A 7,323-nucleotide genomic window follows, 5' to 3' on the forward strand; every position below is an offset into this window, starting at 1 on the left:
TCAGCCGGCGAGGACGGACTCCCGCACGACGCGACGGAGCACCTTGCCGACCTGCGACCGCGGCAGCTCGTCCAGGAACACGAGCCGGCGCGGGAGCGCGTAGCGCGCCAGGTGCCGCTCACCCCACGCACGGACGGCGTCGAGGTCGATCCCCCGGGCACCGGGCTCCAGCACCACGGCGGCGACCACGGTCTCCCCGAGGTCCCCACCGGGCACCCCGACCACCGCGACGTCCGCGACGCCGGGCATGCCGCGCAGGTGGTCCTCGACCTGGGAGGGGTAGACCTTGAAGCCGCCGCTCACGATGACCTCCTTGATGCGGTCCACCAGCACGACCCAGCCGGTCTCGTCCACCGTGACGATGTCGCCGGTCCGCAGCCAGCCGTCGTCGAGCAGCTGCTCCGCRGTCTCGTCGGGCCGACCCCAGTAGCCGGCGAACACCTGCGGGCCCTGGATCAGCAGCTCGCCGCGCTCCCCCTGTTCGACCTCGCGGGTGACGTCGGTGGGGTCCACGACCCGGATGCGCGTGCTCGGGAACGGCAGGCCGAGCGTGCCGGGGCGGCGGGCGTCGGTGAGCGGGTTGCCGAGCGCGACGGGTGACGTCTCGGTCATCCCGTACCCCTCGACGACGAGCCCGCCGGTCACGTCCTCCCACTTCTGGGCGGTCGCCGCGGGGAGCGCCATCGCGCCCGAGATCGCGTACCGGAACGACGTGAGGTCTGCCCCCGACGTCGCGGCGGCGACGGCCAGCCGGTCGAGCATCGGCGGGACGGCGGGCAGGAAGGTGCCCGGGAGGCGCTTCTGGGCGGCAAGGACCATCGCGGGGTCGAACGAGGGGAACGCGACGAGCGTCGCGCCGACCCGCATCGCGTAGCTCAGGCAGAGGGTCAGCCCGAAGGCGTGGAAGAACGGCAGCACCCCGTAGACGACGTCGGTACCGGGCTCGACTCCCGTCCAGGCGTGGCCCTGCACCGCGTTGGCCACCAGGTTGCGGTGCGTGAGCATCGCGCCCTTGGGTGTGCCGGTGGTGCCGCCGGTGTACTGCAGCAGGGCCACGTCGGACGACGACGGCGCCGGGTGCGCCGGGTCCAGGGGTGCAGCCTTGGCGACGAGCCGGTGCCACATCGGGAACGCGGGCGGCACCGAGCCGCACATGGCCGCGCGCGCTCGGCGGGCGCTCGGCAGGGGCAGGCGCAGGGCGAGCTGCTTGCCACGGGGCAGGTCGGCGGACAGGTCCACGGCGACGACGGCCTTGAGAGCCGTCCGGGCGAGCGTCTCGAGGACCCGCGGCACCGCCTTCTCCCACACGAGCGCGACGACCGCCCCGGAGTCGGCCAGCTGGTGCGCGAGCTCGCCGGCCGAGTAGGTGGGGTTGTGCTCGACGACGACCGCGCCGATGCGCAGCGCTGCGTAGAAGGCGATCACGTGCCCGGTGCAGTTCGGCATGACGAGGGCCACCCGGTCCCCCGGCCGGACGCCGAGGTCGAGCAGCACCTGGGCGCCGCGGGCGACGGCCTCGGCCAGCTCCGCGTACGTCGTGGGCGCCCCGAGGAAGTCCACGGCCGTCCGCTCGGGCCACCGCTGTGCCGCGCGATCGAGCGCCGCGGTGAGGGGCTCGTCGGGGATCGCCACGTCTCGCGGGGCACCAGTCGAGGCGGCGGTCGGTCGGCTGGGTCCCACGGTCGTCATCCCCCGATCGTAACCTACGGGTGCGTAAGTTACTTGAGAGTAGGTTGTGAGTTCGCCCTGCAGGACCACCGGGTCACCGACACGCCGTCGGGCTCCACCTCGAGTGGACCACGACGGAACGACGCCCGCTCGAGCACCCGTTCGCTCGCCACGTTCCCGACCATCGTCCTGGCGTTCACCACGTCCGCGCCGTGCTCCAGCGCCCAGCGCGACAGAGCACGGACGGCCTCCGTGGCCAGGCCCATCCCGCGGCCCGCGGGGAGGAACGCGTAGTAGAGGTGCGGGCCGTCGGTGCGCAGTCCCATCCCGATCGTGCCGAGCGGCTCCCCCGACCGCTCGACCACGAACCTCCCACCGCGGCCCTCAGCACGCTGCGTCAGGTTCCGTCTCACCCGCTCGCGTGCCTCATCCACGCTGACGTCCGCCGGGTAGTACGTCCACTGCGGCACGTCCGAGACGCGGGAGAGGGCGTGGTCGAGCGCCCAGTCGTCCTCCCGCAGCGCGCGCAGGCGTGCTCCGGGCAGGTCGAGCACGTCGGGCAGCTCCACGTCAGGCCTCGGGCGGACCCAGCACGGACGTCGCGAGCGTCGCGTGCGCCGACTCGTCGTCGGACGGGTGGAACATCCCCGCCAGCACGTCGCGGTACAGCCGTCCCAGCTCGCTCCCCGAGAAGTACGACCCCCCTCCCGAGACACGGATCGCGTTGTCGACGACCACCCGGGCGGACTCGGTCGCGCGGACCTTGAGCCCGACCAGGTGCGCGAACCAGCGCGACCCGTGGTCCACCTGCTCGTCGACGTCGCGAGCGAGGGCGAAGACCTGCAGCTCCGCACCGTCCTGAGCCAGCACCGCGTCCGCGATCCGCCAGCGGATGTCGGGGTCCTGCGCGTAGGCCCGGCCGTCGAACTTCATCGAGGTCCGACGCCGTGCCGCCTCGACCCCCAGCTCGATCGCTCGCCGGCCGATCCCCGTGTAGACCGCGCCGAGCAGGATCTCGAAGACGGCGAAGAGGGCGAAGACGAACGGGTCGGCGCTCGGGCCTGGCGGGAGAGACCGGTAGACGCGGTCGGCGGGGGCGAGCGCTCCGTCCAGCACCGTGGTGGCCGACTGCGTGGCACGCATGCCGAGCGTGTCCCAGTCGTCGCGCGCCTCGGTGCCACCGTCGGCGCGGGAGACGACCCCGTGCACGAGCCGCGGGTCGTCAGGGTCGGAGTCGTCCAGACCGAACGTGGCCAGCTGCGTCCACACCGGCGACAGCGACGTGAAGATCTTCGTGCCGCTGTAGCGGTACGAGCCGTCGGGCTGCCGGTCTGCGCGCGTCCGCGAGCCGAACATCACCAGGTCGTTGCCGGGCTCGGAGTTGCCGAACGCGAAGATCTCCCCCGCCGCGGCATCCCTCAGGATGAACTCGACGGAGTCGTCGCCGCGAGACACCAGCAGGGCGGCGAGCCCGGTCACCACCAGGTGCATGTTGACCGCCAGCGCCGTGGCCGGTGCCGCCGCTGCCAGCCGTACCTGCTCGCGCGCGACCTCCTCGAGCGTGAGCCCTGCGCCGCCCAGCCCGGTCGGCACGAACGCCGTCAGGTACCCCGCCGCGACCAGGTCGGCGAGGTCGTCGTGCGGGAAGGTGTTCTCACGGTCGTGCAGCGGTGCACGCTCGTGGATCCGGTCCAGCAGGTCCTGCGTGAGCAGCGTGCGCAGCGTCCGAGCCATGTCAGCACTCTGCCACCGGCTCGGGCAGGATGACGCCATGCCCACCTATGCCGTCCGCTACACCTATGACGAGCGCACCGACGTGCGGGACCGCGTCCGCACCGAGCACCGCGCGTACCTGACCGCGCTGGCCGAGCACGGCACCCTGCTCGGGTCCGGTCCGTTCACCGACGGCGACCCGGGCGCCCTCCTGGTGTTCCGAGCAGCGTCACCGGAGGTCGTCGACGCGATCCTCGCGGACGACCCGTTCGTCCGCGAGGGCCTCGTCGCGCAGACCGACGTGCGGGGCTGGGACGTCGTCCTCGGCCCCTGGAGCGCCTGAGGAGTCAGTCCGTGGGCTCGGCGACCGGCTCCGCGGGCGCAGTGACCGCCCGCCGCTCGTCGTACCGCGTCTTGACGATGCTGGCGGCGGCCGTCACCCCGAGGATCAGCACGATCGCGCTCAGCGACAACCAGATCGGGATGTCCGGCGCCCACGCGACCGGCTCGCCGCCGTTGATGAACGGCACCTCGTTCTCGTGCAGCGCGTGCAGGACGAGCTTGACGCCGATGAAGCCGAGCAGGACCGCCAGCCCGATGTTGAGGTACACCAGCCGCGTCAGCAGGTCGCCCAGCAGGAAGTAGAGCTGGCGCAGTCCCATGAGGGCGAACAGGTTGGCCATCAGCACGAGGTACGGCTCGCTGGTGAGCCCGAAGATCGCCGGGATCGAGTCGAACGCGAAGAGCAGGTCCGTGGCGCCGAGCGCGACGAGCACCACGAACATGGGGGTCATGAGCCGGCGGCCGCCCTGGACCACCGTGAGCTTGACCCCGTGGTAGTCCGGGGTGGCCGGGAACACGCGCTGCACGATCCGCAGCAGGAGCGGCGGGTGGAACTCGTCGCCCTCGTCCACCTCACCCTCACGACCGACCTTCCACGCCGTGTAGACGAGGAACGCGCCAAAGAGGTAGAACACCCAGCTGAACGCGTCGATGACCGCGGCACCGGCCCAGATGAACAGCCCGCGGAACACCAGCGCCAGGATGATCCCGATGAGCAGGGCGGTCTGCTGGTACGCGCGCGGCACCGCGAACTTGCCCATGATCAGCAGGAACACGAAGAGGTTGTCGATCGACAGCGAGTACTCGGTCAGCCAGCCCGCGAAGAACTGACCCGCGTACTCGGCGCCCGACGTCACCCAGACACCGATCCCGAACAGCACCGCGAGACCGATGTAGAGAGCCAGGTACCGCACGCACTCGGCCGTGGTCGGCACGTGCGGGCGGCGCCCGACGATGGCGACGTCGACCACCAGCAGGGCACCTGCCAGACCGAGGGAGACGATCCAGACCAGGGGGTCGACGTTCACGCGGTAGTCCTCAGCTCTCGGTCGACGAGGCGATGCGCTCGTCGTTGCGGGTCTTCAGGAGGCTGGCCACGGTCGCCACGGCGAGGGTGCCGAGGATGACCGTGAGCGACAGCCAGATGGGGATCTCGGGCGCCCACTCGACGGGTTCGCCGTTGTTGATGAAGGGCAGCTCGTTCACGTGCAACGCGTGGAGCACCAGCTTGATGCCGATGAACCCGAGGATGACGGCGAGGCCCTGCGACAGGTAGACCAGGCGCTCGAGCAGCCCGCCGATGAGGAAGTACAGCTGGCGCAGCCCCAGCAGGGCGAACGCGTTGGCCGTGAAGACGATGTACGGCTCCTCGGTCAGGCCGTAGATGGCCGGGATCGAGTCGAGCGCGAACAGGATGTCCGTCGAGCCGATGGCCACCATGACCACGAGCATCGGGGTGAGGAACCGCTTGCCATCGATCTTCACGGTCAGGCGGTCGCCGTGGTACTCGTCCGTGGTGGGCAGGACCCGCTTGAGCATCCGGACCGCGATGCCGTCGCGCTCCTCGCGCGGGTCGGGGTGCTCGGCGTCGTGGTGCTCGCGGGAGAGCTTCACCGCGGTGTACACGAGGAACAGCCCGAAGATGTAGAACACCCACGAGAACTGCTCGATCGCGGCCGCACCGGCCAGGATGAAGATCGTCCGCAGGATCAGCGCGATCACGACACCGACCAGGAGCACCTTCTGCTGGTACTCACGCGGCACCGCGAACTTGGTCATGATGATGAGGAAGACGAAGAGGTTGTCGACGGAGAGGCTCTTCTCGGTGACGTACCCGGCGAAGTACTCCGTGCCCGGGCCCCAGCCCCACGCCATGCCCACCACCACGCCGAACACCAGGGCGAGCGCGATGTAGAAGATCGACCAGCGCGCGGACTCCTGGAAGCTCGGGGCGTGCGGCGTCCGCACGTGCGCGAAGAAGTCGAAGAAGATCAGTCCGACGACGAAGACCGCCGTCCCTGCCCAGACCCAGCCGGACACATCCATGCAGAAACCTCCGGTACGAGAGATGCATCGGTACCGAAGGTCTCCCCCGCCCGCGCGACACATCCGCAGCGGACCGATCCCACCGGGCCCCGCGCGAGCGGGTCCGTGATGACGACGGGATCGTGTGTGGGGTACTCCCCTTCAACGTGCGCAAGCATAAGGCACGCATGTGTCGGGCTCGTGTCCTGTCCACGGTGGCCCGGCGCGGGGGCGCCTCAGGCGGTCGCGGCCTGCATCTGCCGGAGCTCCTTCTTCATCCCCGAGATCTCGTCCCGCAGGCGTGCGGCCAGCTCGAACTGCAGCTCGGCGGCCGCCGCGTGCATCTGGTCCGACAGCTGCTGGATGAGGTCCGCCAGCTCGCCCGCGGCCGCGCCCGTCAGACGCGTCCGCTCGTCGCGCGGTCCACCCTTCGACCCGAAGCCCGGCACCGGTGCCTTGCCGCGGCTGGACTGCCGGCCCGCACCCCCGAGCAGCTCCGCCGTGTCGGCGTCCTCGCGTGCCAGCAGGTCGGTGATGTCGCCGATCTTCTTGCGCAGGGGCGTGGGGTCGATGCCGTTCTCGAGGTTGTAGGCCACCTGCTTCTCGCGGCGCCGAGACGTCTCCTCGATGGCCAGCGCCATGCCGTCCGTGATCCGGTCCGCGTACATGTGCACCTGGCCGGACACGTTGCGCGCCGCGCGCCCGATGGTCTGGATGAGCGACCGCCCGGACCGCAGGAAGCCCTCCTTGTCCGCGTCCAGGATCGCGACCAGTGACACCTCGGGCAGGTCGAGACCCTCGCGCAGCAGGTTGATGCCGACCAGGACGTCGTACTCGCCGAGCCGCAGCTCGCGCAGGAGCTCCACGCGACGCAGCGTGTCCACCTCCGAGTGCAGGTAACGCACGCGGACGCCCTTCTCCAGGAAGTAGTCCGTGAGGTCCTCGGCCATCTTCTTGGTGAGCGTGGTGACCAGCACGCGCTCGTCCCGCTCCACCCGGTCGTGGATCTCCCCCAGCAGGTCGTCGATCTGCCCGGCCGTGGGCTTCACGATGACCTCGGGGTCGACCAGCCCGGTGGGCCGGATGATCTGCTCCACCACGCCGTCGGAGATCGACATCTCGTAGTTGCCGGGCGTCGCGGAGAGGTAGACCGTCTGGCCGATCCGCTCGACGAACTCCTCCCAGCGCAGCGGCCGGTTGTCCGTGGCGCTGGGCAGCCGGAAGCCGTGGTCCACCAGTGCGCGCTTGCGGGACATGTCGCCCTCGAACATCGCGCCGATCTGCGGCACCGTGACGTGCGACTCGTCGATGACCAGCAGGAAGTCCTCGGGGAAGTAGTCGATGAGCGTGTTCGGGGCGGTGCCCGCGCTGCGCCCGTCGATGTGCCGCGAGTAGTTCTCGATGCCGGAGCACGAGCCGATCTGCCGCATCATCTCGATGTCGTACGTGGTGCGCATGCGTAGCCGCTGGGCCTCGAGCAGCTTGTTCTGGCGCTCGAGCTCCGCCAGCCGCTCCTCCAGCTCCAGCTCGATGCCGCGGATCGCCCGCTCCATGCGCTCGGGGCCGGCGACGTAG

At 70.6% G+C, this 7,323-nt stretch carries 7 protein-coding genes; 1 reads left to right on the top strand and 6 read right to left on the bottom strand.

The window, feature by feature from the left end:
• Genes AC1DUQ_RS02935 through AC1DUQ_RS02945 form a run of 3 tightly spaced genes read right to left on the bottom strand, consistent with a single transcriptional unit; the run spans position 1 to position 3,402 of the window.
• Complete coding sequence (locus AC1DUQ_RS02935; protein WP_477062151.1) at positions 1 to 1,689, bottom strand: AMP-binding protein; 1,689 nt, start codon at positions 1,687 to 1,689, stop codon at positions 1 to 3.
• A 29-nt stretch (positions 1,690 to 1,718) separates the two neighbouring features.
• Positions 1,719 to 2,237, bottom strand: coding sequence for a GNAT family N-acetyltransferase (locus tag AC1DUQ_RS02940; RefSeq protein ID WP_477062152.1), 519 nt, complete (start codon positions 2,235 to 2,237; stop codon positions 1,719 to 1,721).
• A 1-nt stretch (position 2,238) separates the two neighbouring features.
• Positions 2,239 to 3,402 carry an acyl-CoA dehydrogenase family protein gene (locus AC1DUQ_RS02945; RefSeq protein ID WP_477062153.1) on the bottom strand — a complete coding sequence of 388 codons (1,164 nt, stop codon included), beginning with the start codon at positions 3,400 to 3,402 and terminating at the stop codon, positions 2,239 to 2,241.
• A gap of 37 nt (positions 3,403 to 3,439) precedes the next feature.
• On the opposite strand from AC1DUQ_RS02945, the gene AC1DUQ_RS02950 reads away from it, so the two are divergent.
• Positions 3,440 to 3,724 carry a YciI family protein gene (locus AC1DUQ_RS02950; RefSeq protein ID WP_477062154.1) on the top strand — a complete coding sequence of 95 codons (285 nt, stop codon included), beginning with the start codon at positions 3,440 to 3,442 and terminating at the stop codon, positions 3,722 to 3,724.
• A gap of 4 nt (positions 3,725 to 3,728) precedes the next feature.
• On the opposite strand, the gene AC1DUQ_RS02955 is transcribed toward AC1DUQ_RS02950, so the two are convergent.
• The 3 genes from AC1DUQ_RS02955 to AC1DUQ_RS02965 form a co-directional block, all read right to left on the bottom strand.
• A complete protein-coding gene (locus AC1DUQ_RS02955; RefSeq protein WP_477062155.1) occupies positions 3,729 to 4,751 on the bottom strand; it encodes a TerC family protein in 1,023 nt (340 codons plus the stop codon).
• Positions 4,752 to 4,761: 10 nt separating this feature from the next.
• On the bottom strand, positions 4,762 to 5,769 hold the full coding sequence (locus tag AC1DUQ_RS02960) for a TerC family protein (protein ID WP_477062156.1): 1,008 nt from the start codon (positions 5,767 to 5,769) through the stop codon (positions 4,762 to 4,764).
• Between the two features lie 215 nt (positions 5,770 to 5,984).
• A partial coding sequence (locus AC1DUQ_RS02965; RefSeq protein ID WP_477073368.1) for a helicase-related protein occupies positions 5,985 to 7,323 on the bottom strand: 1,339 nt, incomplete at its 5' end.

The organism is Cellulomonas sp. P4_B5_2, from assembly GCF_056402235.1.